At 61.3% G+C, this 24,784-nt stretch carries 21 protein-coding genes; 10 read left to right on the top strand and 11 right to left on the bottom strand.

The window, feature by feature from the left end; all coding sequences use genetic code 11:
- Positions 1–6: 6 nt before the first annotated feature.
- The 3 genes from DXC99_RS06380 to DXC99_RS06370 all read right to left on the bottom strand — a co-directional run bounded on the left by DXC99_RS06380 (position 7) and on the right by DXC99_RS06370 (position 3,653).
- Positions 7–888 carry a branched-chain amino acid ABC transporter permease gene (locus tag DXC99_RS06380; protein ID WP_117582912.1) on the bottom strand — a complete coding sequence of 294 codons (882 nt, stop codon included), beginning with the start codon at positions 886–888 and terminating at the stop codon, positions 7–9.
- A gap of 139 nt (positions 889–1,027) precedes the next feature.
- Positions 1,028–2,215, bottom strand: a complete 1,188-nt coding sequence (locus tag DXC99_RS06375; RefSeq protein WP_117582911.1) for an ABC transporter substrate-binding protein — start codon at positions 2,213–2,215, stop codon at positions 1,028–1,030.
- Between the two features lie 271 nt (positions 2,216–2,486).
- On the bottom strand, positions 2,487–3,653 hold the full coding sequence (locus DXC99_RS06370; RefSeq protein ID WP_117582910.1) for an ABC transporter substrate-binding protein: 1,167 nt from the start codon (positions 3,651–3,653) through the stop codon (positions 2,487–2,489).
- 250 nt (positions 3,654–3,903) lie between these two features.
- On the opposite strand from DXC99_RS06370, the gene DXC99_RS06365 reads away from it, so the two are divergent.
- Positions 3,904–5,247: a homoserine dehydrogenase gene (locus DXC99_RS06365; protein WP_117582909.1), complete on the top strand. Its 1,344-nt coding sequence runs from the start codon at positions 3,904–3,906 to the stop codon at positions 5,245–5,247.
- A gap of 214 nt (positions 5,248–5,461) precedes the next feature.
- Positions 5,462–6,211 (top strand): SDR family NAD(P)-dependent oxidoreductase, encoded by a 750-nt coding sequence (locus tag DXC99_RS06360; RefSeq protein ID WP_117629660.1) that lies wholly within the window; start codon positions 5,462–5,464, stop codon positions 6,209–6,211.
- 284 nt (positions 6,212–6,495) lie between these two features.
- Here DXC99_RS06360 and DXC99_RS06355 read toward each other — a convergent pair whose 3' ends face one another.
- A complete protein-coding gene (locus tag DXC99_RS06355; protein ID WP_117629659.1) occupies positions 6,496–8,058 on the bottom strand; it encodes a cation:proton antiporter in 1,563 nt (520 codons plus the stop codon).
- 184 nt (positions 8,059–8,242) lie between these two features.
- On the opposite strand from DXC99_RS06355, the gene DXC99_RS06350 reads away from it, so the two are divergent.
- Together DXC99_RS06350 and DXC99_RS06345 are read left to right on the top strand one after the other, a co-directional pair.
- The gene (locus DXC99_RS06350) at positions 8,243–11,989 is read left to right on the top strand and encodes a phosphoribosylformylglycinamidine synthase (RefSeq protein ID WP_117629658.1); all 3,747 of its coding nucleotides are present in this window, start codon (positions 8,243–8,245) and stop codon (positions 11,987–11,989) included.
- Between the two features lie 99 nt (positions 11,990–12,088).
- The gene (locus DXC99_RS06345; protein WP_117629657.1) at positions 12,089–13,024 is read left to right on the top strand and encodes a DMT family transporter; all 936 of its coding nucleotides are present in this window, start codon (positions 12,089–12,091) and stop codon (positions 13,022–13,024) included.
- 98 nt (positions 13,025–13,122) lie between these two features.
- On the opposite strand, the gene DXC99_RS06340 is transcribed toward DXC99_RS06345, so the two are convergent.
- The 4 genes from DXC99_RS06340 to DXC99_RS06325 form a co-directional block, all read right to left on the bottom strand.
- On the bottom strand, positions 13,123–14,265 hold the full coding sequence (locus DXC99_RS06340) for a diguanylate cyclase (RefSeq protein ID WP_158551668.1): 1,143 nt from the start codon (positions 14,263–14,265) through the stop codon (positions 13,123–13,125).
- A 190-nt stretch (positions 14,266–14,455) separates the two neighbouring features.
- Entirely contained in the window at positions 14,456–15,478 is a 1,023-nt protein-coding gene (locus DXC99_RS06335; RefSeq protein WP_117629655.1) for a 2-keto-3-deoxygluconate permease, read from the bottom strand.
- Positions 15,479–15,620: 142 nt separating this feature from the next.
- Complete coding sequence (locus DXC99_RS06330; RefSeq protein ID WP_117629654.1) at positions 15,621–15,944, bottom strand: AzlD domain-containing protein; 324 nt, start codon at positions 15,942–15,944, stop codon at positions 15,621–15,623.
- On the bottom strand, positions 15,934–16,590 hold the full coding sequence (locus DXC99_RS06325) for an AzlC family ABC transporter permease (RefSeq protein ID WP_158549069.1): 657 nt from the start codon (positions 16,588–16,590) through the stop codon (positions 15,934–15,936). The genes DXC99_RS06330 and DXC99_RS06325 overlap by 11 nt, the downstream gene beginning before the upstream one ends.
- Positions 16,591–16,752: 162 nt before the next feature.
- On the opposite strand from DXC99_RS06325, the gene DXC99_RS06320 reads away from it, so the two are divergent.
- Entirely contained in the window at positions 16,753–17,565 is an 813-nt protein-coding gene (locus DXC99_RS06320) for an HD domain-containing protein (RefSeq protein ID WP_117629652.1), read from the top strand.
- On the opposite strand, the gene DXC99_RS06315 is transcribed toward DXC99_RS06320, so the two are convergent.
- From DXC99_RS06315 to DXC99_RS06305, 3 genes are read right to left on the bottom strand one after another with little or no spacing between them, the layout of a single operon-like run.
- Positions 17,562–18,767 (bottom strand): electron transfer flavoprotein subunit alpha, encoded by a 1,206-nt coding sequence (locus DXC99_RS06315; protein WP_117629651.1) that lies wholly within the window; start codon positions 18,765–18,767, stop codon positions 17,562–17,564. The genes DXC99_RS06320 and DXC99_RS06315 overlap by 4 nt on opposite strands.
- Positions 18,768–19,583 (bottom strand): electron transfer flavoprotein subunit beta/FixA family protein, encoded by an 816-nt coding sequence (locus DXC99_RS06310; protein ID WP_117629650.1) that lies wholly within the window; start codon positions 19,581–19,583, stop codon positions 18,768–18,770.
- Positions 19,584–19,585: 2 nt separating this feature from the next.
- Positions 19,586–21,187 (bottom strand): FAD-binding oxidoreductase, encoded by a 1,602-nt coding sequence (locus tag DXC99_RS06305; protein WP_117629649.1) that lies wholly within the window; start codon positions 21,185–21,187, stop codon positions 19,586–19,588.
- A 346-nt stretch (positions 21,188–21,533) separates the two neighbouring features.
- Here DXC99_RS06305 and DXC99_RS06300 point away from each other — a divergent pair, with 346 nt between their 5' ends.
- The 5 genes from DXC99_RS06300 to DXC99_RS06280 all read left to right on the top strand — a co-directional run bounded on the left by DXC99_RS06300 (position 21,534) and on the right by DXC99_RS06280 (position 24,737).
- Positions 21,534–21,830 carry a hypothetical protein gene (locus DXC99_RS06300; protein ID WP_089573322.1) on the top strand — a complete coding sequence of 99 codons (297 nt, stop codon included), beginning with the start codon at positions 21,534–21,536 and terminating at the stop codon, positions 21,828–21,830.
- Complete coding sequence (locus DXC99_RS06295) at positions 21,827–22,336, top strand: hypothetical protein (RefSeq protein ID WP_117629648.1); 510 nt, start codon at positions 21,827–21,829, stop codon at positions 22,334–22,336. The genes DXC99_RS06300 and DXC99_RS06295 overlap by 4 nt, the downstream gene beginning before the upstream one ends.
- Before the next feature lie 90 nt (positions 22,337–22,426).
- Positions 22,427–23,026 carry a hypothetical protein gene (locus DXC99_RS06290; protein WP_089573324.1) on the top strand — a complete coding sequence of 200 codons (600 nt, stop codon included), beginning with the start codon at positions 22,427–22,429 and terminating at the stop codon, positions 23,024–23,026.
- Entirely contained in the window at positions 23,010–23,288 is a 279-nt protein-coding gene (locus tag DXC99_RS06285; RefSeq protein WP_117629647.1) for a hypothetical protein, read from the top strand. The genes DXC99_RS06290 and DXC99_RS06285 overlap by 17 nt, the downstream gene beginning before the upstream one ends.
- An 18-nt stretch (positions 23,289–23,306) precedes the next feature.
- Complete coding sequence (locus tag DXC99_RS06280; protein WP_117629646.1) at positions 23,307–24,737, top strand: hypothetical protein; 1,431 nt, start codon at positions 23,307–23,309, stop codon at positions 24,735–24,737.
- The last annotated feature ends 47 nt before the right edge of the window (positions 24,738–24,784 follow it).

Below are 24,784 nucleotides of genomic sequence, written 5' to 3'. Positions count from 1 at the left end.
GCTCACCTACACCTTCTCGGGGACGTACTTGCCCAAGAGGCCGGCAGGCTTGACGAGCAGGACGATGATCAAAACACCAAAGACGATGGAGTTGGCAAGGCTCGTGGAAATATAAGCCTGTGCCATCGCCTCGATGATACCGATGAGAATGCCACCGACAAAGGCACCGGGGATGGAGCCGATGCCACCGAAGACAGCGGCATCGAAGGCCTTGATGCCAGGCATGGCACCCGTCGTGGGCTGCAGCACCGGCGAGTAGGAGCACAGCAGCACGCCGGCGATGGCGGCAAGGGCGGAGCCGATGGCGAACGTCATCGAGATGGTGCGGTTGACGTTGATGCCCATGAGCTGAGCGGCGGCCTTGTCCTCGGACACGGCGCGCATGGCTTTGCCCATCTTGGTCTTGCCTGTAAAGAACATCAGGCCGGCCATGATAACCAGGCAGGCGACGATGGTGACGAGCGAGACGGCGCTTACGTTGAACTTGGCCAAGAACTCCGGCACCTGGAAGGTGACGAGCGAAGTGAAGTTCTTGGGCGTGGCGCCCCACAGAAGCTGCGCGGCGTTCTGCAGGAAGTAAGACACGCCGATGGCCGTGATCAGAACGGCCAGAGGGCCTGCTTGGCGCAGCGGCTTGTATGCCAGACCCTCGATGAGAACACCGAGAACCGTGCAGACCACACAAGAGAGAATTACAGATGCCCAGCCCGGGAGGCCGAGATACGACGTGGCGCAGAACGAGACATAGGCACCGACCATGATGACGTCGCCGTGAGCGAAGTTCAGCATCTTGGCGATACCGTAGACCATGGTGTAGCCCAACGCGATGATGGCGTAGACGCTGCCCATGGACAGGCCGTTGACCAGGTATTGGATAAAGACTGTCATGTTCCACATCCCCCTTTCGAATAGGTTTCCAGTTGATGTATGAAACAGGGACGTTACATCGTCCCTAGATACCAAGCAAGCAGGGAAGGCCAAAACCTCCCCTGCTTGGGATCAAAACCGCTCTATGTAAGGCGGCCTATTAGGCCTGTACGTACTTGCCGTCGGTGATGACGTACGCCGTGGGCTCCTTCTGGACCTGACCCTTATCGTTCCAGGTGAGCTTGCCGGTCAGACCGTCAACGGTAATCTTGAGCATAGCCTTGGACAGCTTCTCGGCGACCTCGGTCGGGTCGGCGTCGACACCAAGACCGGCCTCCTTGAGGGCCTCGGCCACCGCGTGCACACCGTCGTAGGCGTCAGCGGCAAACTGGTCGGGGGTATCGCCGTACTTATCCTTGTAAGCGTTGACGAAGTCGGCGTTCTTCTCGTCGTCGGCAGAGAACGGGGTCATGAGCAGCAGACCCTCGGCAAGAGAGGTGTCGAAGCCCTCAACGCCCAGGATGCCGTCCATGCCGTCGCAGCCCATCATCTTGACGTCGTAGCCCATGTCCTTGGCGTTCTTGAGCAGGACGGAGGCCGGGGTGTAGTAGATCGGCGCAAAGATCATGGTGGCGCCGGCCTGCTTGGCCTTGGTCAGCTGGTTGGTAAAGCTCGTGGCGGAGTCGTCCTTAAAGGTCTCCTCGTCGACAATCTCGAGCTTGGACTCAGCAGCCTGAACCTTAAAGGCATCCGCGACACCCGAAGAATAGGCGTCGCCGGAGTTATAGAACAGCACGAACTTCTCGTCCGCATACTTCTGCGCCAGGAACTTGGCAGCGTTGACGCCCTGGTTGGGGTCGGTGAAGCAAACCTGGAAGACGCAATCCTTGCCGTCGGTGACGTCCTCGGAGGACGCGGACGGGGTGATCATGAACGTCTTGGGGTCGTTACCACACTCGGCGGCAACGGCAACCGACGCGCCCGTGGTGGTCGGGCCGACGAGGGCCTGCATGCCCCAGTCGAGCAGGGTGTTGAAGGCGTTGACGGCCTTCTCGCCATCGGCCTGGTCATCCTCGGCCTTGCTGGCAAGCGGCAGCTCCTTGGTGGAGAAGTCCTTGCAGCCAAGCTCGACGCCCTGGGTAACAGACTTGCCGTAGGACGCGTTGGCGCCGGTCAGCGGGCCGATGGTGCCGATCTTAAACGAAGCGTCGCCCGAAGCGGAACCACTGTCGCCGCCGTTGGAGGAGCAGCCCGCTAGAATGGACATCGCCCCCAGACCTGCTGCGCTCGCGATAACGCTCCTGCGATTCATAACAGGGTTCAATGACTTACCGGTGAGGCTCGACATGCGGCTCTCCTCTCAAATCTCGTCGGGTTTTGGTTGCCCGACAGGCCATCCTTCGCCGTGTTCGGCGTTCGCAAAATAGTAGACGCTTTAGTTAGGAAAAGTGGCGATTATTTCAACTTTTCTTTGGATTTGTTCATTTATCCATATTTCTGCGTATTTCTATTTTTTTATGCAGTAATGCCACTTTATTGTGTAAAAGTAATGTTTCCATTCTGTTACAGGCGACCCCGCCCTGAATAAAACTGCCTCATCGGTTGCGCTTTATGCACACTTAGGCAGCGATGTACTTGCCGTCCTGAATCACATAGGCCGTAGCAGGCTTTTCGACTTGGCCCTCGTCGTTCCACGTGAGCTCGCCCGTCAGGCCCTCGATCTTGATTTTACGCATGGCCTTGGCGAGGTCGCCGGCAATGTCGGCGCCGTCGGCCGTAATATCGATGTCTGCCTTATCGATAGCCTCGACAATCGCATGGACGCAGTCATAGGCATCGGCGGCAAACTGGTTGGGCGTCTCGTCGTAGGCGTCCTTATATGCCTTGACGAAGTCGGCGTTCTTCTCATCGTCGGCAGAGAACGGGGTCATGAGCAGCACGCCCTCGGCAAGGGAGGTGTCGAAGCCCTCAACGGAGAGCAGGCCGTCCATGCCGTCGGTACCCATGAGGGTCATGTCGTATCCCATGTCCTTGGCGTTCTTGAGCAAAACGGACGCCGGCGTGTAGTAGATCGGCGCAAAGATGAGCGTGGCGCCGGCCTCCTTGGCCTTGGTGAGCTGGTTGGTAAAGCTCGTGGAGGAGTCGTCCTTAAAGGTCTCGGCATCGACGATATCAAGTTTGGACTCCTTGGCCTGCTCGGCAAAGGCATCGGCAACACCCGAGCTGTACGTATCGCCGGAGTTGTAGAACAGGGCGATCTTGGCGTCTGCATACTTCTCGGCCAAAAACTTGGCAGCACTCGCGCCCATGGTGGGGTCGGTAAAGCAAACCTGGAAAACCGTGGTCTTGTCCTTGGTGACGTCGAGGGACGAAGCAGAGGGCGTGACCATGAGCATATCGTCGGCGATCTCGCCCGAGACAGCGACGGCGGCACCAGTCGTGACGGGGCCGACGAGCGCCTGCATGCCCCAGTCGCACAGGGTATTGAAGGCGTTGATAGCCTTCTCGCCGTCGGCGACGTCATCCTCGGACTTAAGCGAGAGTTTGAGGTCCTTGGTCGAGAAATCCTTGGCGGCAAGCTTGGCACCCTTCTCGGCCGAAACGCCATAGGTTGCCGCGGCGCCGGTCAGAGGGCCGATAACGCCAATCTTGAAGGTCTTGCCGTCATCGGCGGTGCCGCCGTCCGAGCCACCCGACGAGCAACCAGCGAGTGCGGCGGTGCTGCCGAGCGCCGCAGCGCCGGCGAGAAAGTTCCTACGGCTGAGCGTGCTGTTGATGTTGAACATGGTGTCCCCTTTTTCGCTGGCCGCGGTGCGGCCGTCTTGCGGTACAGGGCAAACCTTATGGCGCAAACGTTGACAGTTTGTTACGGAAGTCCGTTTGTAGCGAGCGTGTTTCCAATGTTTCCGCAGCGTTTCGGGGGTGCCGTTTTGTGCGGCTCCTGTTGCCTGGCGAGCACGCGCCCCCGGTTCACGCTAGAATGCACTCAACCTTTAAGCGGTTAATCCATCCATAAGATGCACGAAGGAGCTATCTATGAGCGAATCCCTGCGCACCGTGAACGTCGGTCTGATCGGTCTGGGAACCGTCGGCGGCGGCGTGGCCCGTCTGATCAAGAGCCACCACGATGAGTACCTGGCAGCCTACGGCATCGACCTTAAGCTGACCCGCGCCTGCGCGCTTGCTTGGGAGCAGGCCGAGGCGGCAGGCATTGAGCGCGAGGCCTTTACGAGTGACTGGCACGACGTCGTCACCGACCCCGCCGTCGACATCGTCGTCGAGCTCATCGGAGGCGAGCATCCCGCAACCGAGATCTTTACCACTGCCTTCGAGAACGGCAAGCATGTCGTCTCCGCCAACAAGGCTCTGCTGGGCCGCCATGTCGAGACGCTTGCCGAGAAGGCGCGTGAGTGCGGCGTGCAGATTAAGTGCGAGGCCAGCTGCGGTGGCGGCATCCCCATCGTCAGCACGCTCGAGCACGACCTGGTGGGCAACAAGATCCTGACCATCGCCGGCATTCTCAACGGTACCACCAACTACATCCTGTCGCGCATGGACGCCGAGGGCGCCGATTACGCCGACGTGCTTGCCGACGCGCAGGCCAAGGGCTATGCCGAGGCCGACCCGTCCGCCGACGTCGACGGCTTCGATGCCGCCAGCAAGACGGCCATCCTCGCCTCCATCGGCTTTGGCACCCGCGTTACCACCGATGATGTGTACCAGCAGGGTATCCGTACCATCGGCGCCGAGGACATCGCCCAGGCCCGCGAGCTCGGCTACACCATTAAGCTGCTCGGCATCGCCCGCAACACCGACGCCGGCGTCGACGTCCGCGTGCATCCCACGCTGATCCCCGCCGACCACATGCTTGCCAAGGTCAACGGTGCCATGAACGCTGTCTACGTGGTAGGCGACGCCGTGGGCGAGACCATGTTCTACGGCGCGGGCGCAGGCTCCTTCCCCACCGCGAGCGCCGTCGTGGGCGATATTCTGTCGCTCTCCGAGCAAATCAGCCGCGGCGTGGCCCCGCTGCCCGAGATTGAGCCCTATGGCCACAACCTCGCCTTTAAGCCCATGGACGAGCTCCAGACCAAGTACTATGTGCGCCTGAAGGTCGCCGACCGCGTGGGCGCCCTGTCCGAGACGGTCGACATCTTTGCCAAGCACAACATCTCGATCTCGCTCATCAACCAGGTCGAGGACGGCAAGTCGGGCGTCAGCGATGCCTGCTCGGTCATCTTCCTGACGCACCGCGCACTCGAGAAGGACGTCCAGGCTGCCGCCGCCGAACTTGCCAGCGTCGACTGCGTGGCCGAGGTCGCCAACGTCCTGCGCATCGAGGACGTCGAGGCTTGGACCGAAGACGTCATGGCGAACTAACCCAACGCTCGCCCAGCAATACGCGCCTTGAGGGCTCCCGTCCGATGTGGGACGGGAGCCCTTTTGTCTCCTGCCCTAAGCACGACGGCAGAGCACATTTGCGCGAGCCGCTCATCGGTAACACGGGCTACCGTTCACCGATATGCAAACGCGGCCGATTCCGGCTACCGCTACGCTGTGCTGCGAATGTCCGCCCGCGATGAGAGGAAGCACCATGTTGCTCGAGGGCAAGAAAGCAATCATCACCGGAGGCACGCGCGGTATCGGCTATGCCATCGCCTGCCGTTTTATCGAGGAAGGCGCTGCCGTCACCGTATTTGGCTCGCGCCAGGAAACTGCCGACGCAGCCGTTGAGAAGCTGGCGGCCGCCTATCCCGAGGCCAAGGTCTGGGGCCGCTCCTGCGACCTCACCTCGCTCGAGGCCGTAACCGAGGCCTTTACCCAAGCTGCCACCGATATGGGCGGCCTGGACACGGTCGTCAACAATGCCGGCATCTCCCAGCGCTCGCCCCTTTTGGACTACACTGCCGAGGAGTTTGCAAAGGTCATGGACCTCAATGTCGTCGCCGTCTTTAATGGCCACCAGGCTGCCGCCAAGATCATGACCGAGGCCGGCCACGGCGGCACCATCACCACCACGAGCTCGATGGTCGCCAAGTACGGCCAGCCCTCCGGCGTCGGTTACCCCACGTCCAAATTTGCCGTCAACGGCATGGTCCAGTCGCTCTCGCGCGAGCTCGCCCCCATGGGCATTCGCGTCAATGCCGTCGCACCTGGCGTGACCAAGACCGACATGGTCGCTAACCTGCCCGAAGAAGTCATCAAGCCCATCATCGCCACCATTCCGCTGGGCCGCATGGGCGAGCCCGAGGATGTCGCCAACGCCTTTGTTTTCCTGGCGAGCGACATGTCCTCCTATGTCACGGGCGCCGTGCTCCCCGTCGACGGAGCCGCCCGCTCCTAAGGAGCCACAAGCTTTGGCTTCAAGCTTCAACATAGCTCAACCAAAAAGGCGCGCCGTCTGAATCAACTGCAGACAGCGCGCCTTCTCCTGTTATGAAAGGGAAACTATGTCCCAGTATTTCGGATCAGAACGGGGCACGGTTTCCCCCAGGACCTCCTTGCGGAAACTGCATCCCACTCTGAGCGCCCATTCCGGGACACAGCTTCCCAACGGCCCCCGTTTCGGAAACCACATCCCGTTCCGAGCCTTCAAAGCGGGACGCGGCTTCCCCGAGAAAGTATCGACTACTTACCGTCGTCGTCTTCGGCTTCTTCGCGCGCATAGAGCTCCAGCATGCGACGGCGGTATTCGCGCACAGCGAGCTTGGCACGCTCCAGGCGGCGGCGCTCACGCGGAGTCAGCTCGGACGGGTCGACCTCGTCTCCATAGGTCTTATCGGCAAGCAGGTGCGCCGCGTCCACGATGCGGGCATCGATGTGGCCGCTCGCTGCCTCGGCGGAAAGACGCTCGGCAATCGTATCGAGCGTAGGCAGGCCCTCGAATACGCGACCATGGCCATGCGAGGTCAGCAGCTCGTGCTCGCGCGCGAGCAAGCTCGCTAGGTCGTGGTGGGCGCGCAAGATGTCGAGCGCATCGGATGGATGCTCGGCAACCTCTGCCACGGCGGCGACCGGTGCGGCATCCACCACGCGGTAGAAGAGCTGCGCGAGCAATGGCATCAAGAACACCGTGATGGCACCGGCGGCAACCATGACCGACGCAATATCTTGCGACAGCGCGCCCGCGTTGACGGCAACGCTCGTAACGGCAACGATGATCGGCAGCGCCGTGGTGCAGTACAGGGCCACGGTAATGCGACCATACGCCGACACATCGCGCGTCGCAGGACAAATGCTCATGGAAATAAGAATGGGCACGGCACGAATAATCAACAACGCCACGATAAAGCCCGCGAGCAAGCCCGGGCGCGACGCCACGGCCGTCAGGTCGATCTTTGCGCCCGACACGGTAAAGAACACCGGAATCAAAAAACCGTAGGCCAGACCGTCGAGCTTGGTCTCGAGCGTATGGTTGCCCTCGGGGATGATATAGCGCAGGACAAAGCCAGCGGCAAAAGAACCCAACACGATGTCGAGATCAAAGACAGCCGAGAATGCCACGAGCGTGACCAGGATGAGCACCGTCAGGCGCACGAAGGTCTGCGACGTGGTATCGGCGCGCTCCTCAACAAATGCAAAGAAGCGGCTGCCGACGCGCTTGGAGCGGCTCGGGACCACGGCCAGCAACACGCAAACCACCGCAAACAAGCCAAGGATAACGAGCGTTTGGATGCCAGTGCGGGCAGACAACAGCACCGACATGGCGAGCACGGGACCGAGCTCGCCCCAAGTGCCATACGCGAGAATCGAGTCGCCCACGCGCGTGCCGGTGAGCGAGCGCTCACGCATGATGGGCACAAGCGTACCGAGCGCCGTCGAAGTGAGGGCAAGCGTCACGGCGATACCGTCGAAATGACTGACTGAGAACCACTGGGTAAAGCGCACGGCAAGCCAGGCGATACCAAACGTGACGACCCACGTCGCCAAGCCGTAGCGCCCCTCGACGCCCGTGATGCTCTTGGGGTCGATCTCAAAGCCGGCAAGCAGGAACAAAAAGGCCAGGCCCAGCTCGGACACAAGCGAGACCTCAGCATCTACATGGATGACGCCGAGCATATGGGGTCCCAGTACCGCGCCGAGCACGAGCAAAAAGACCGTCTCGGGAACGGGTTTTCCGGGAATCGCCGAGGCGATAAAAGGACTCGCAAAGGCCACGAGTGCGATGATGGCGAGCGAAATGAATGCCATGTGATGCCTTTCTCTTGTTTGCGCTTCACTGTAGCACCCTCGCCGTCCTCAACGCGCCGCGAGCTGTCGTATCATAGTGAGGTTTACAAACATGTGGCTCAAGGCGACCGCAGGGCAGACCCCGCAAACCGACCGCTGCCGCATACCGTACCGTACGCCCAACCGATCAGGAAGGCAGGAACCAATGGTCTCTCGTATCTACGTGGAGAAGAAACCCGGGTTCGACGTCGAGGCTCAGCAGCTCAAGGGCGAGCTGACCGAAATCCTCGGCATCAAGGGCATCGAGGCCCTGAGGATTATCAACCGCTACGACGTCGAGGGCATCGACAAGGAGCTTTTCCGGTCCTGCGTGCCGACCGTCTTTAGCGAGCCCCAGGTCGATGTGACCTACGACGAGCTCCCCGCAAGCGATGACGCCGTCTTTGCCGTCGAATTCCTGCCTGGCCAGTTTGACCAGCGCGCCGACTCCGCCAGCGAGTGCGTGCAGCTCATCAGCCAGGGCGAGCGCCCCGCCGTGCGCTCCGCCAAGGTCTATATGATCTCGGGCGCTCTGGACGAGGCCGCCATTGATGCCATCAAGCACTACGTGGTGAACCCCGTCGAGGCGCGTATCGCCTCGCTCGACCTGCCCGAGACGCTGTACATGGAGACCCCCGAGCCCCAGCCCGTCGAGGTGCTCGACGGTTTCCGCGAGCTCGACGAAGCCGGCCTTGCCGCCTTTATTTCCGAGCGCGGCCTTGCCATGGACGAGGCGGACATCGCCTTCTGCCAGCAGTACTTCCGCGATGAGGATCGCGACCCCACCATCACCGAGATCCGCGTGATCGACACCTACTGGTCCGATCACTGCCGCCACACCACCTTCGGCACCGTCCTGGACGACGTGACGATCGACGACGCCGTGGTGCAGCAGGCCTTCGACCGCTACATGGAGATGCGCCACGAACTCGGTCGCGACACCAAGCCCGTCTGCCTCATGGACATGGGCACCATCGGCGCCAAGTACCTCAAGAAGACCGGCGTCATGACCGATGTCGACGAGTCCGAGGAGATCAACGCCTGCACCGTCAAGGTGAAGGTCGATGTCGACGGCGAGGACCAGGACTGGCTGTTCCTCTTTAAGAACGAGACCCACAACCACCCGACCGAGATCGAGCCCTTCGGTGGTGCCGCCACCTGCGTGGGCGGTGCCATCCGCGACCCGCTGTCGGGCCGCAGCTACGTGTACCAGGCCATGCGTGTCACCGGCGCCGGTGACCCCACCGTCCCCGTGTCCGAGACGCTCGAGGGCAAGCTGCCGCAGCGTAAGCTCGTGACCACTGCTGCCGCCGGCTACTCCAGCTACGGCAACCAGATCGGCCTTGCCACCGGTCAGGTCAACGAACTCTATCACCCCGGCTACGTCGCCAAGCGCATGGAGGTCGGCGCCGTCGTGGGCGCCACCCCGGCAAACCACGTGCGTCGCGAGTGCCCCGCCCCCACCGACAAGATCATCCTGTTGGGCGGCCGCACCGGCCGTGACGGCATCGGCGGTGCCACCGGCTCCTCCAAGACCCAGAACACCGAGTCCATCGAGACATCGGGCGCCGAGGTCCAGAAGGGCAACGCCCCGGTCGAGCGCAAGCTGCAGCGCCTGTTCCGCCGCGGCGATGCCTGCCGTCTGATCAAGCGATGCAACGACTTTGGCGCCGGCGGTGTCTCGGTCGCCGTAGGCGAGCTTGCCGACGGCCTGTATGTCGACCTTGATACCGTGACCAAGAAGTACGACGGTCTTGACGGCACCGAGCTCGCCATCTCTGAATCCCAGGAGCGCATGGCCTGCGCCGTCGCCGACGGTGACGTCGAGGAGTTCATGGGCTACGCCGCCGAGGAGAACCTGGAGGCGACCGTTATCGCCGAGGTTACCGCCGAGCCGCGCATGCGCATGGCCTGGAACGGCGTCGCCATCGTCGATCTGTCCCGCGAGTTCCTCAACTCCAACGGTGCGCCCAAGCACCAGGTCGCCCACGTCTGCGCCCGCAGTGTGTGGCAGCCCAGCTGGGCCGGTACCACGCTCGCCGAGCGCATGACCTCGCTCGTCACCGACCTCAACGTCGCTTCCAACAAGGGCCTTTCCGAGCGCTTCGACTCCACCATCGGCGCCGCGACCGTGCTCATGCCCTTTGGCGGCAAGACGCAGCTCACCCCGAGCTCGGCCATGGTTGCCAAGTTCCCCGTGGACGGCGAGACCACCACGGCGAGCGCTATGGCATGGGGCTTCAACCCCTACCTGATGGAGGCCGACCAGTTTGCGGGCGCCTACCTGTCCGTGGTTGAGTCCATCGCCAAGCTCGTGGCTGCCGGCTTTGAGCACAAGCGTGCCTATCTCTCCTTCCAGGAGTACTTCGAGCGTCTGCGCACCGAGGCCGAGCGCTGGGGCAAGCCCATGGCAGCCGTCCTGGGCGCCCTTATGGCCCAAGTCGATCTGGGTGCCGGTGCCATCGGCGGCAAGGACTCTATGAGCGGCTCGTTTGAGGACGAGGCCGGTGAGCTCAACGTTCCGCCGACCCTGATCAGCTTCGCTGTGGCCGTGGGCAAGGCCGCCCGTGCCGTCTCGCCCGAGTTCAAGGGTCTGACGCATCGCGTCGTGCGCATCGCCCCCGCCACCTATGGTGAGGACTACCGCCCCGACGCTCAGCAGCTGCTCGCCGCGTTTGACGCCGTCGAGGCGCTCACCGCCAACGGCGACGCCCTGGCCGTCTCCACGCCCGGCTACGGCTGCGGCGTCGAGAGCCTCTTTAAGATGTGCGTCGGCAACCAGATCGGCATCGAGCTTGCCGAGGACGTGGACGTGGAGAGCCTCTTCACCCCGCTCTACGGCAGCTTTATCGTCGAGCTCGCCGAGGACGCCGAGCTGCCCGAGGTCGCCGACGGCGTTGTCGTCGAGCCCCTGGGTACCACCGTCGAGGGCTATGTCATCGACACCGGCTCCGAAGTCATCGAGCTCGCTGAGCTCCAGGAGGCCTGGGAGAGCGGCATCGAGGGCGTCTTCGCCTACCGCAGCACCGGCGAGACCGCCGAGGTCGAGACCATCGACTTCCGCGCCAAGGATATCCACGTGTACGGCGGCGCCAAGATCGCCCGCCCGCGCGTAATCATCCCCGTGTTCCCCGGCAACAACTGCGAGTACGACAGCGCCCGCGCCTTCCGTGCCGCCGGTGCCGAGGCCGACACCTTCGTGATCAACAACCTCACGCCCGAGGCCGTCGCCGAGAGCACCCACGAGCTCGCCCGCCGCATCCGTGCAAGCCAGATCGTCATGATCCCCGGTGGCTTCTCGGGCGGTGACGAGCCCGATGGCTCCGCCAAGTTCATCACGGCGTTCTTCCGCGCTCCCGAGGTCACCGAGGCAGTCCGCGACCTGCTCAAGGCCCGCGACGGCCTGATGCTGGGCATCTGCAACGGCTTCCAGGCTCTGGTCAAGCTCGGCCTGGTGCCCTACGGCGACATCGTCGACGCCACGCCCGATGCGCCCACGCTGACGTTCAACACCATCGGTCGCCATCAGAGCCGCCTGGTGCGCACCCGCATCTCGTCCAACCTGTCCCCGTGGCTGTCGCAGTGCAGCCTCGACGACCCCTACACCGTCGCCATCAGCCACGGCGAGGGCCGCTTTGTCGCCAACGACGAGGTGCTCGCCCAGCTGATCGCCAACGGCCAGGTCGCCACGCAGTACGTGGGCGAGGACGGCAAGCCGAGCATGGACCTTTCCATCAACCCCAACGGCTCCGCACTTGCCATCGAGGGCATCACGAGCCCCGACGGCCGCGTCCTGGGCAAGATGGGCCATGCCGAGCGTCGCGGCGACAACCTGTACCGCAACGTGCCCGAGCATGTCCCCGGCGACAAGTTCATGCCGATCTTTGAGAGCGGCGTAGCCTACTTCGCTTAAACCTTTCCCATCGGGTACAATTCCCTCGGGTAACAACACCCGCCACCGACACATCCGGTGGCGGGTTCTTTTTTGCTTCGCGCATACAGGAAGGACATCATGGAAAGCCGCAAGCCGTATCTCGCCACCCTGTCCGGACTCATCCTGGGCTGCCTCGTCTGCTGCGCGCTCTGGGGATCGGCTTTTCCCTGCATCAAGATCGGCTACGGCCTCTTTGGCATTCCCGCACACGACAGCGCCTCGCAGCTGCTCTTCGCGGGTCTGCGCTTCACCCTTGCCGGCATGCTGGTCATTGTTGGCATGAGCGTGGCCCAGCGCCGTCCGCTCGTTCCGCAAGTGCGCGATATCAAGCCCATCTGCATCTTGTCGCTCTTCCAGACCATCGGGCAGTACTTCTTTTTCTACCTGGGACTCTCGCGCGCCAGCGCCATGTCGAGTTCCATCATCGAGGCCAGCGCCAACTTCCTCGCAATCCTCTTTGCCGCCCTGGCATTTCACACCGAGAAGCTCAATACGGCCAAGGTGCTTGGCTGTGCGCTGGGCTTTGCCGGCGTCGCGCTCGTCAACCTCTCGGGCGCAGATGGCACCTTTGGCTTCAGGCTCGATGGCGAGGGCTTTATCCTAGCCTCCACTGTCGCGGGTGCTCTTTCGACCTGCCTGATCGGCATCTTCTCGCGCAAGCATGACGGCGTCTTGCTCGCCGGCTGGCAGTTTTTAGTCGGAGGTTTGGTCCTTACCGCCATCGGGTTTTTGATGGGCGGCGCGCTCTCCCCCACCGCGATCATCCCCGCCATCGCACTCATTATCTATATGGCACTCATTTCCGCCGTCGCGTACTCGCTATGGTCGCGTCTGCTTGCCGTCAACCCCGTCAGCCGTGTGTCGGTCTTTGGCTTTATGAATCCAGTCTTTGGCGTACTGTTGAGCGCTCTGCTGCTCGGCGAGGGCGCTGGCACGAGCCCTGTTACCGTACTTGTTGCCCTGCTGTTGGTCTGCGGCGGCATCATCATCGTCAACAGGCCCAAAAAGGCCTAGCGAGCTCACCTTTTTAGGGAGGATGTTCGCACACTTTAGCTTAATGGAGTACATCGGAGAGCCGAGGGCCGCCACGCCCGCCAGCGTGCGCCCTTTTTCTAGCGTATCTGGGCGCCGGCTTTCTTCTTCTCGCGCTTTACGCGGTAGAGCTCCGCGTCGGCAGCACGAAACAAGTCTTGCCAGGTATCGACGCCATCACCGACCCGTGCGTAGCCGATGGACATCCGCAACAGATACGGAACCTCGGCGCGCGCGAGCTCATCGTTGATTGTCGCGCACAGATGCATGATATCCTGTTCCGCCGCTGCCTTTTGGAGCACCACGAACTCATCGCCACCATAACGTGCGATAAAGCCGCCAGACGCCGAGCAGACTTCTTTGAGCGCAGCGGATATGACCTGAAGAGCATGGTCGCCCTCCACATGCCCATAGCGATCGTTAATCTGCTTAAAGCCGTCGGCGTCCATCATAAGCAGATATACATCTTCGGCCTGATCCACATTTGAGAAGAGCGACAGCATATAGGTCTCAAAACGGTTGCGATTGTTAAGTCCAGTCAACGGGTCGGTCGAGATGAGCTGCTCCTGGTAGATGATGTAGAGCAGCAACATGCTAATCATTATGCCGACACAAAGGCCGGGCACCGAGTATACGACCTGAAAGGTACCGCCCACCAGGGCCGGAATGGCGAAAAATGCCAAGGTTCGATAGATGGCCTTCGTCTGCAGGCTCTCGACCCTGCGAGATTGCACAAATGCATGCAGGGACGTATGTATAACGTAACAGTAGCTGACGATGGGCTGGATCATATAGGCAAAGCCGCGACGATACACGCCCTGCGAATCGATATAGAACAGGGCGTGCGTCCAGTAACTGGTAAACGCCAGCACGACCACCAGAGCCGTAGGCAACGCTACAAGCACCACCCTATAGCGCGAGGTCAAAAGGCGAGAACCCTGCACCGTCTCGGAATAGATAAACCAAATGAGACACGCGATAGCAAAGAGCGAAAACGAAACCGCGTTGGAAATCCAGTTGGCAGCAATGCCCAACGTGCCGTCCACACCGTCCGAAAGCGTCCAGATCATATCGAATAATATGTACGCGGCAGAGGTGTAGCCAAGCATGCTAAACAATAGCTGCTGGGTGCTCGAGAACAAGGAGCGACGACTTCGCACGGCAAGCCCGATAAGAACAATCATGCATAGCACGAATATCTCAATCTTGAGTGCCTTAACCACTAGCGCCATCCCTTCAATACCCAAGTGGTCAGAATCGCCCAATTCGAATCAGGGCAATAAACACCCCTTTACTCCACAGGGGTAAAGGGGATAATAGCAGAGCGCCCGAACATCACTGCAAAACAGTTTCTGTTCGGGCGCCCATACGGCGCGAATTGCACACGCCGGCATCATTGATGGGTATCGATTGCTACTCGCCATCGATGTCAGTCGCGACGGCCTCCTCTATGGCCTCGACACCGACAGGCGACAGATCCTCCTTGCCTTGGCAGAACTTCTTGTCGACCCAGCCAGTCAGAATCGGAGCCATGATCGCCGTGATGATAACGGCGGTGGCGATCTGAGCGTACGCGATGGGCGCAAGCTCGGCGTAGCGCGGTGCGACCTCGGCGAGGGCAACCGGTGTGGTCATAGCCGTGCCGGCAATGGTGGAGCAAGCCACAGCGGCCTTGCCATTGCCGCCGCACAGACGCTCGAACGCAAAGGTGATGGGACCGACGACAAACAGCGTGACAAGGCCCAGCAAGATGCCGGAAATACCGCCGGTGATAAAGCTCGACAGGCTCATGGACGCACCGAGCTGAAATCCGATGACGGCAATCGCGGGATTGGCACCGGGAACCAGCAGGTTCTTGATAAACGGGAACAGGTTGCCCAGAACCATGCCAATAACGAGTGGCAAGATGGAGCCGATAATGGTGCCAATGGGAATGTTGGCGAGGCCGGAAACACCGAGGATGATCATCGTGACGGCGGGGCCGGCCGTAAAGAACAGGATACCGACGGCGCCCTGCTCAGACTCATCGCCGAACTCGCCCATGATGCCCGTATAGAGCGCCATGTTGCAAAACGTGATGCTGCCGATGATAGACACGGAGCTCAGACCTAGGAAGTTGTCGTTAAAGAAATATGCCACGCCCAGGCCGAGAGCCGCTGCGACGACCAGCTTGGGGATCAGCACGACGATACCGGTCTTGATGGCACCCGGCGTGGACTTAAAGCTGATGCCGGCGCCCACAAACAGCAGGATCGCGGCGACGATGGCATTGGAGCCACCGCGGCAGGCAGCCGTAAAGAAGCCGCCGATCTCAAAAACCTGCGGGCAGAAGGTGTTGAGCAAAAGACCGACGATCATCGGATAGATCATGATGTCGCCCGGGATGCGCGGGACCTTGAATTTCTTTTGCTCGTTGGCGGTCGCTTCCTGTGCCATGAAACCCCCATTTCCGCTGACGGGGTACAAAAGCCCACGTCACGCTTTGCTACAGTAAAGTTTGACCATGGTACCAGAAGAAATAGACCAGCTCGGTGAGAAATTCGATTCGTTGGACAGGGGCGCTAAACGTGCCCCGCTCTTATATGAGGCTCAAAACGATATAGAACACGATGCCCGAAACACAGCACCACAGCATCGATTTTGTCTTGACCGCCACGGCCACGACGCCGGCAGCCGCAATCCAGGGAACCAAGGCAGGCCAGGGTCCCGCGTCGAACGCGCCGGGGCTCACCAAGTCGTTGGCGACCAGCGCGGCAAAGGCAGCGGGCGGGATATAACCCAGGGCCTCGGTAATGCGGGGCGACAGCGTTCTCCCGCGCAAGGCAAACGCCGGCGCGATGCGAAAGAACGCGATAGCAGCCCACGACGACAGCCACAGAACCAAGAACTCGTTAACGGGCATCGCGGGCACCTCTTCCGTCAAATACAGCATCGCACGCCAACGCAATGGCAATGCCGGCCACGACGCTTGCCGGCACGGCAATATTCGTGAGGCCCAAGAACTTGCATACGGCGACGGACACCGCGCCCGAAACCGCCGCGACAACGTTGCCGCGCGACAGCCGCTGCGAAAAGAGCAGGCAGATAAAGAGCGAGGTGCAGACAAAGGCTGCAATGGCGGTGGGAACATCGACAACGGCGCCGACGATGGCGCCCATCGTACACGAAACGCCCCATGTTGCGATGAGAATCACGTTGAGCACGAAGGACTCGCGCGGGCCCCAATCCTCCCCTTCAACCAACTTGGCAAGCGAGATGCCATATGCCTCCTCGGTAAGTGTCGCGGCAACAGCCAGCGTCTGACGCTTCGAGGCACCCGTCAGATGCGGCGCGATCGATGCCGAGTAAAGCGCAAAGCGCGAGGAGATGGCAGCAACGCTCGCGACGATCGATGCTGCAGGCACGCCCGCCAGCCAAAGATTGCAGATCATAAACTGGCCGCTGCCCGTCACAAACGTGCTGCTCAGAGCAAAGACCATCCAGGGCTCCATTCCCGTCTGCCCCATGATCATTCCGCACGGCGCGCCTATTGCAACATAGGTAAGCATCACTGGCCAGACGGTTCTAACGATTTTGAGCACCATACGCTTCTCATCCTGACAAGGTCTCCGAGCCGCATGTAGCGACACGGCAGAATCATCATCCGACAGCAACCGAGTTCACCTACAATTGCCACCGGATCGAAAGACACAACTTTTTAGGAAGTCATTATGACAGCTATCGATCGAGACCGGGCGCGCGCGGCCTTCAAAAGCTACACCGATGCCTACGACGCCACCAGCCCACGCATCGCGCTCAAAATCGAGCATACGTACCACGTGGCCGAGGCATGCGATGCCGTAGCGCGCGAGCAGGGCTGGTCGTCAGAAGATATTGACCTGGCATGGCTTTGCGGCCTGCTACACGATATGGGCCGCTTTGAGCAGTTGCGGCACTGGGACACCTTTAAGGACGCCGAGAGCATGAGCCATGCAGCGCTGGGCATCGAGATCCTCTTTGGCGAGAATCCCGCCGATGCACCCGCCGTAACGAGCATCCGCGACTTTATCGATGACCCGGCAGAGGACGAACTGATCCGCGCGAGCATCGCCCACCACAGTGATTTTCGCCTGCCCACGGAACTCGACACCCGTACACGGAGCTTCTGCGAGATCGTGCGCGATGGCGACAAGATCGACATTATGCGCACCATCGCCGACAGCACCGTCGACACCATCCTCAAGGTGGATGAGGACACGTTTCTCGCCAGCCACTTCTCGACACCGGCGCTTACCGCCTTTGACGAGCACCGCTGCGTCGCACGCGATGAGCGCGATGAGCCCGCAGACTACCTGGTGGGACTCATCTGCTTTATGTTTGAGCTCGTCTATCCAGCGAGCCGCGCGCTGGCGCGCAAACAGGGCGATATCCACCGCCTGCTCGACGCGCCCTTTGGCATTACGCGGCCCTTTACCGACCCCGCCACGCAGGCAACCTGGAGCCGCCTAAAGGACGAGATGCGCGACTGGCTGACGCGCGCTTAGCGCTCAAGCTGAGCCAGCAGCTCCTCAACGATCTCAACGGCATCGCCGACGACCTTGTACTGGGCGGCACCAAAGATGGGGGCATCCGGGTCCTCATTGATGGCGACAATGCACTCCGCCCCACCGATGCCGGCGAGATGCTGGATAGCGCCCGAGACACCGATGCTCACGAGGAGCTTGGGCGAGACCGATACACCCGTCTGGCCAATTTGGTGGCGATACTCCAACCAGCCTGCCTCCACAATGGGACGCGTGCAACCAAGCTCGGCACCCAGGGCATCGGCGAGCTTTCGCATCAGGGGCAGATTCTTCTTGGAGCCGATGCCGCGGCCCACCACGACCAGACGCTCGGCATCGGCAATTGAGGCCTGCTGTCCCCACTCCTCGGCGGGAATCGAGATCTCGACGCGGGCCTTAACGTCATCCGCAAGCACTACCTGGGTAATCGTGCCGGAGCGGCTATAGTCAAACTCGGGCGCCTTAAAGATGCCGGGGCGCACCGTTGCCATCTGAGGACGGTGGTTGGGGCAGATAATGGTGGCCATCAGGTTGCCGCCAAACGCCGGGCGCGTCTGCTGCAGCAGACCCGTCTCCGTATCCATAGAAAGCACCGTGCAATCGGCCGTAAGACCCGTCTGCAAGCGCACGGCCACACCGGGCGCCAGCTCGCGACCAAAGGCGGTCGCGCCGTACAGAATGGCCTCGGGCTTGCGCTCGGCTACCAAATCGCAGATCAAGCGAGCGTAGACCTCCGCGTCGTTCTGACGCAGGCGCTCGTCACGACAGACCAGAACTTCGTCCGCACCGGCGCAAATCAGATGCTCCAGGTCCCCGAGTGAGCCCTCGGGGCTCATGCCGACCAGTGCCACCAGACGGCAGCCGCGGGCATCGGCAAGCTCGCGCCCCTTGCCCATGAGCTCGAAGGCCACGGATGCAACGGCATCGTGCTCGTCAGTCTGCACGAAGATCCAGATGTCTCGATATGCGTCAAGGTCTGCCGCGCCGGCGGCCTCGTCGCGCTCAATCGAGATGGCGTTGACGGGGCAGGCGTCGACGCACCCACCGCACAGGATACAGCCGTCGGTTACGCGGGCACAGCGATTGGGGCGCTCACCCTCCACCACAATGCCGCCCGAGGCGCAGGCGCGAACGCAGCGACCGCAGCCGATACAGGCTTCGCTATCGATAATCAGCCCGCTCATCTATGCCATCCCCTCAATAATCTTGGCAAGTTTTACCGCCTGCTCGGACGCCGTTCCCTCAACGGCCTCGCACGTTTGGTCACGGTCGGGCACAAACGAGCGCACGACCTGCGTCGGTGATCCGGCAAGGCCGCAACGCGAGGGGTCGGCGTTCACGTCGGCGGCACTGATCACGCGCACGTCCGCCCCCTCTGCCGCGCGAATACCGGCAATACTCGGCATACGCAACTGGCCAATCTCCTTGGCAGTCGTCATCGCACACGGCATCTCCAGGTACACCGTCTCCTCGCCGGCATCGCAGCCGTGAACGAGCGCCAGCGAGCCACACGTCGTAAATCCCGCGCTCTGCACACAGCTCACGTCGGTCACGCAGGGGACCCCAAAGGCGCCGGCCAGCTCGGGGCCGATCTGGGCCGTATCGCCGTCCACTGCCATCTTGCCGCAGATGAGCAGGTCAAAGTCCTCATCGAGTGCCTCGATGCCGCATTTGAGGGTATAGGTGGTGGCTAGGGTATCGGCGCCCGCAAAGGCGCGATCGGTCAGCAGCAGCGCGTCGTCGGCACCGCGGGCGATGCAGTCGCGCAGCAGCGATTCGGTCGCGGGGATGCCCATCGACACCACCGTCACACGCACGTCCATGCCAAAGCCGATAAAGTCGTCCTTCAGCGCTAGCGCACATTCGAGGGCACTTGCATCGAAGGGATTAACGACCGCCTGCTTGCCATCACGCACGATAGTATTGGTCTTGGGGTCCATCTTGACCTCGGTGCTTCCGGGCACCGCCTTGACGCACACCACCATATGGAAATCACTCATCTTCACGCGCCCCCTTTCTGGACGAGTTCATCCAAGAGCTTCTCCGTAAACAGGTTGCCGCGACCCAGCTGGCCGGCAGGATCAAGCTGGAGTTTGAGACGCGCCGACTCGACCATGGCCTCGTGGCCGTACATCGTCTCCAAGAAGCCCGCCTTGATCTTGCCGACGCCGTGCTCAGCAGAAACGGCACCGCCCATGGCCGTGACCTCGGAAGCCCACTGGGCAAAGAGTTCTCCACCACGACGGTAGTCTTGCGCATCGCGCGGCAGGATGTTCACATGCAGATGGTTGTTCCCGATGTGTCCCCAGGCAGCAGACTCAAGCCCGCTTTCGGCCAGCGTGCGGCGATAGAGGACCACGACATCGGCAAGGCGTGCATTGGGCACCGACATATCCGATCCCAGCTTGGTAATGGTGGGGTCGGTGCGGCGACGCTCGTCAACGAGCATGTTGACACTCTCGGGGACCGCGTGGCGGAAAAACCGCTGGCATTCGCGATCGACTTCGGTGCGCGCGACCCATGTCGCATCGTCGCGGCCGCCCGCAAGCTCCAAAACCCATCCCAGGTGGTACAGCTCCTCGGTCGCCTGCGCCTCGTCGTCGCAGTCAAGCTCCACGTAGACACAGACCTTTGCCTCGTCGTCGAGCGCCGGCAGCGAGGCAAACGCCGTCGACTGCTCGCGCTGGCGACGTAGAATATCCAGGGCGCCAGCATCGAAGTACTCGATGGCAGCCGCATGGGACAGGACAGGGCGCACGGAATCGGTAAAGGACACCGCCTTGTCCTCGCTATCGAAAAAGCAACTCACACCCCATACGACCGAAGGTGCCGCCTGCAGGGCGATCTCGAGCTCGGTGACAACGCCGAGCGTGCCGCACGCGCCGATAAAGAGGTCGATGGCGTCCATATCGTCCGCAACGAAATAGCCTGAGGCATTTTTTGTCTCGGGCATGGTATAGCCGGGAAGATCGAGTTCGAGCGTACGGCCCGCTGCCGTCACGAGCGACAGGTGGCGGTCCTGGGCAAAAGCCTCGCCGCGCTGAAGCTCAAGCAAATCGCCATCAGCCAGCGCGACGTGGAGTCCCGTGATATGCGGGCGCATGGGACCGTAAGCGTAGCTGCGGGCGCCGGAGGCGTTGCATGCCGCCATGCCGCCCAGACAGGCAGATGCCTCGGTGGGATCGGTGGGAAAGAACTGCTCGGGGGACTCTTGGAACTCCTCGTAGGCCTCAAGCGATGCCTGGTCCCAACCAGCGGTCGGCAGTACCTTCTTGCTCAGCTGCTTACGCAGCTCCGAGAGCACAACGCCCGGCTCCACGCGCAGCAGAAATTGGTCTTGTTCATCGCGGCGAAGGCCCAAGTAGCGATTCATACGGGAAGTATTGAGGATATGCCCACCGTGGGGCACGGCACCGGCGGCAAGGCCGGTTCGGGCGCCCTGAACCGTTACCGGGACACGCTCGGCATGGAGCGTTTCCAAAATGGCACGGACCTCGTCTTCCGTTGTCGGAAACGAGATGCTCGATGCTTCGCCCGATGCGCGAGATTCATCGCGGCCATACTCTTCGAACTCGTCGGTGAAGGGTTTGATGGTTGCAGACACGCGAACTCCCCCTTTAGCTAACTACAGTGTTTGCAGGGAGATGTTACCGCATCGTTTCGTCGACGTGTTCGAGACCGTCTCCATAATTGGCGATTTTTACGTTCGTGCAATTCGGCGAGCGGCAAGATTTCCTCGGCAGACGATGCTTTTGACACATATCGCCCCGCCGTCGCCGATCGCGTAAATGTCACTCGAAAAAAGTTGAAGTAATTTTTACTGCCTTTTACCTGCGGAGATGTCAATCCGTCAAGCATTTGGTCAGAAATTGGTCAAGTAGCGGCTGATACGGTCGGCGTCGACAGCCAAAACCGATAGAAGTTTTGGTCCCAGAAGCAGGGAGGTTCCCATGGCATATTACTGGCCCCAGTACGGCGTCGCCATCGAGGTCGACGACGATCCCTATCTCCTGCCTTTCGACGAAGAGGCGTTCCCCGATACGGCGGTCTACCACGTCACCACCGATGTTATCTGCGACCCCGAGTCGTTCTCGGCGCTCGCCCACCACATCGCGCGTATCCACGACATCGAGCTCCCTCACGACTTTGACGAGCTCATCTACTCGCGCCGCCTGATGCTTCACATGCTCTTTGGAGCGGACCCGTCCACGTTCGCACGTGTCTACACCACCAAGGACGCCGCATGAGTGCGAAGAAGCCGCCCCGCCTCGCAGGACTGGGGCGTCGCAAGAAACTCGTCGTTGTCTGCCTGGCTATCGCCTGCGCCCTCATCGCCGTAGGGCTATACGCCTGGCAGTCGCAGCCCGTGCCCGAAGCGGGCGCCTCAGTCACGACGGCAGAGGGTAAATCGCGACAAGAAATCCAAGATGAGCTCGATGCCATCGTCCGCGACAACATGATGACGATTTCGGTCGCGCCGGTCGCTCAGCTACAGGAGGACGGCAAGCTGCGCGTCAACGTGCAAAACGTCCAAGACAATAAATTTCCCCAGCGATTCCGCGTCATCCAAAACGACGAGACCATGTACGAATCCGGTGTGGTCGAGACCGGCAAGACAATCGAGACGTGCCCCGCCGGCGACATCAAAGAAGGCGAGGCATACATCGAGATCCAGGCACTCGATGCCAAGACCCTCGACAGCCACGGCAATCCGACACGTGTCAAGGTACGGGTTGAGCAAGCCGAGAACTAGCTTTTTCGGCCGACGCGACACCGCACGCAATTCACCAGCATTCGTCCAATCATCGCGGGGACGGCCCGCGGCGAATAGAAAGGAACGACCATGGACATCACCAGGAACATGAACGGAGCCAGAGCGCTCGTCGTGGGCGCAGGGCTCGCGCTCGCGCTCGCAATGGGCGCCGCCCCGACGCCAGCTCTGGCAGCCGGGCGCGTTGGAACCACGAAAGTAATGGTCAGGACCGAGATCGACAACGTAGAGTTCAAAGTTCCGACGGTTATTCCCTTCGTCGCCAAGGCCGACGGCACGCTTCAGGGCCCCTCAGAAGACGCGACCACCATCGACAATCATTCGGCCTACGGCATCCATGTCACCAACATGAAGATCGACGCCATGAACACCTGGACCATTGCCGCCGACGCCAAGGCCGGAACCGCGCAGAATTCCATCGACTTTAAGGTCGGCCCCGACGGCGCACTCCAGAACGCCAGCGCCGCAATGCAGGAGACGGGCCTCGATCTTTCCAAGAATGCAGCCTTCGACATGGGCTACCAGGGCATTGCCGGCGGCACGGACAAAATTAAGCTCAAGACAAGCGGAAACGTCGCCCGCGTCACGCGCGACATCTTCCGCGTAACCGGCGAAGGCGATCAGGTTGCAACGATCACCTGGACGGTCGAGCCCGGTGCGCACACGGCATAAGGCCGTCGCCCTGGCCGCCGTCAGTATCCTAGCGTTTGGGCCAGCCATGGCCTTTGCCCAGCAAGAACAGGCGCAGGCCGCCACGCAAGTGACGGTCGACCTCTCGGAGCTCGACCGCGGCAACTGCAAGGAACCGTTGGCACAGACAGACGACAGACGATGGCTCTTGGCAGCAGGCGCCACGGCAGCAGGTGCGGGAACCGCCGGCCTCGGTCTGCACATCAAACGCAGCCAGAAACGAAACACGGACAGGCCGCACTAAATTAGCTAAGGAGACCCCATGGCATCGAAGAACCTTTTGCCCGTCGTCGCACTCTGCGGCGCGCTCGCAACCGGAACGCCTGTCGCCGCTTGGGCGACTCCCGTCATGGCAGACTCCTTACCAGCAGCCCTAAGCTCCGCACCAAATCCGTCGAGCGCCATTGCGTGCAAGCGTTTTTCGTTCGCACAGGCCGCAATCTCAACCTCGGGATGCCTTCGTCGTAATACGGACGGCTCGATAGTCGTGGATATCAATCGTTCGAACAAGGCAAACGGCTCCCAGGCGGGGTGCGCCGTCTGCACATGGCGCTCGATTGTGCTCGATGCAGATGGCGATCCGTGCGATTTGGGGTTGCGCATCGATATCGCTTCGGTCGATGACTCGGCGAACGGAGCGAAGGTCGCCTTCGACGGTGCGTTTTTCGAGAAAGGAGGCGGTATATGTCTGGGCTGCGCCGCCGCGAATGCAGACGATGTGCAGCCCACCCTCTCATTCACGGCATCGCTGCGGCTGACCAAGGCGGGCACCGATGCCATCGCGGCGGGAGAAGCATCCCTGCTGTTCTACGCCGCCAGTACCGAAGACACAGACATTCATTTCGAGAAGCCGGCCGGATCGCTCAGCCTTACGCGCGGGACGGAGGCAGGCCCTATTGCGATCGATACCCACACGCTAGGCAGGCAACGCATTCTTGCCGACCCGGCGCTTCTCGAGATGGAGTGGAACGGATCCGGAGCCATCGGGATTGTCCCCTCCGCGCTTGACGCCAAGACGCTCCCCTCAAACGACGAACCCATCAACGCAACCATACAAGAAGAGAGCACGGACAAAGAAGCAGGTGCGGGCGACACGCCGTCGCCGACAAACAGCGTCCCAGCTTCTTTCGAAGCACCGAATGAGCCCGCTACCGATCCAAACGATCCCGAGCTCGCGGACAGTCTGGGACTTGCTGATCCTCAGGAGATCGATGAAGGTAACTGCTGCGTGCTTGCCGCCCTCGACCACACAGAGGTCATCGATGCTGCAAACATCGAAGTTGCCGCCGCCAATCAGCCCGTCCGCAAGTCGGCCATCATCGCATTTCCCGAATCCATCGAAGTCGTCTTTTTGCCATCGGGCGAGGTCGTGGCCCCAACACTGCTCACCTTGTTGGGCGCCAAGAATACTCGAAACGAAATTAAAAAGGTCACGGTTGTCGACCCTGCAACCACCGCTAAACTGCGTCTATACGCCGTTGCCCCAGACGGAGGCAAGACCTTGGAATTCGATGGCGACACACTTCTAGCCTGGCGACGTCTGGACATTATGCAAGACGTCTCGTATCAGATCGAACTCGAAGGGTTTGATCGTGCCCGCGATGCCAATATCATCGCCGCGGCTATTGAATCCCCGCAGCGGCTTATGACACTGCGCTTTGACTACTACCCCTATGTCCCGACAACCACCTGAGGCTTAAATGCTGCGCATCATTCCTAATACCACTTATATAACGTATT

Source organism: Collinsella sp. TF10-11AT (genome assembly GCF_003437565.1).
In the GTDB taxonomy this organism is placed as follows: domain Bacteria; phylum Actinomycetota; class Coriobacteriia; order Coriobacteriales; family Coriobacteriaceae; genus Collinsella.
Note: the sequence above shows the minus strand (reverse complement) of the source record. Positions and strands in the feature narration are given on the sequence as shown.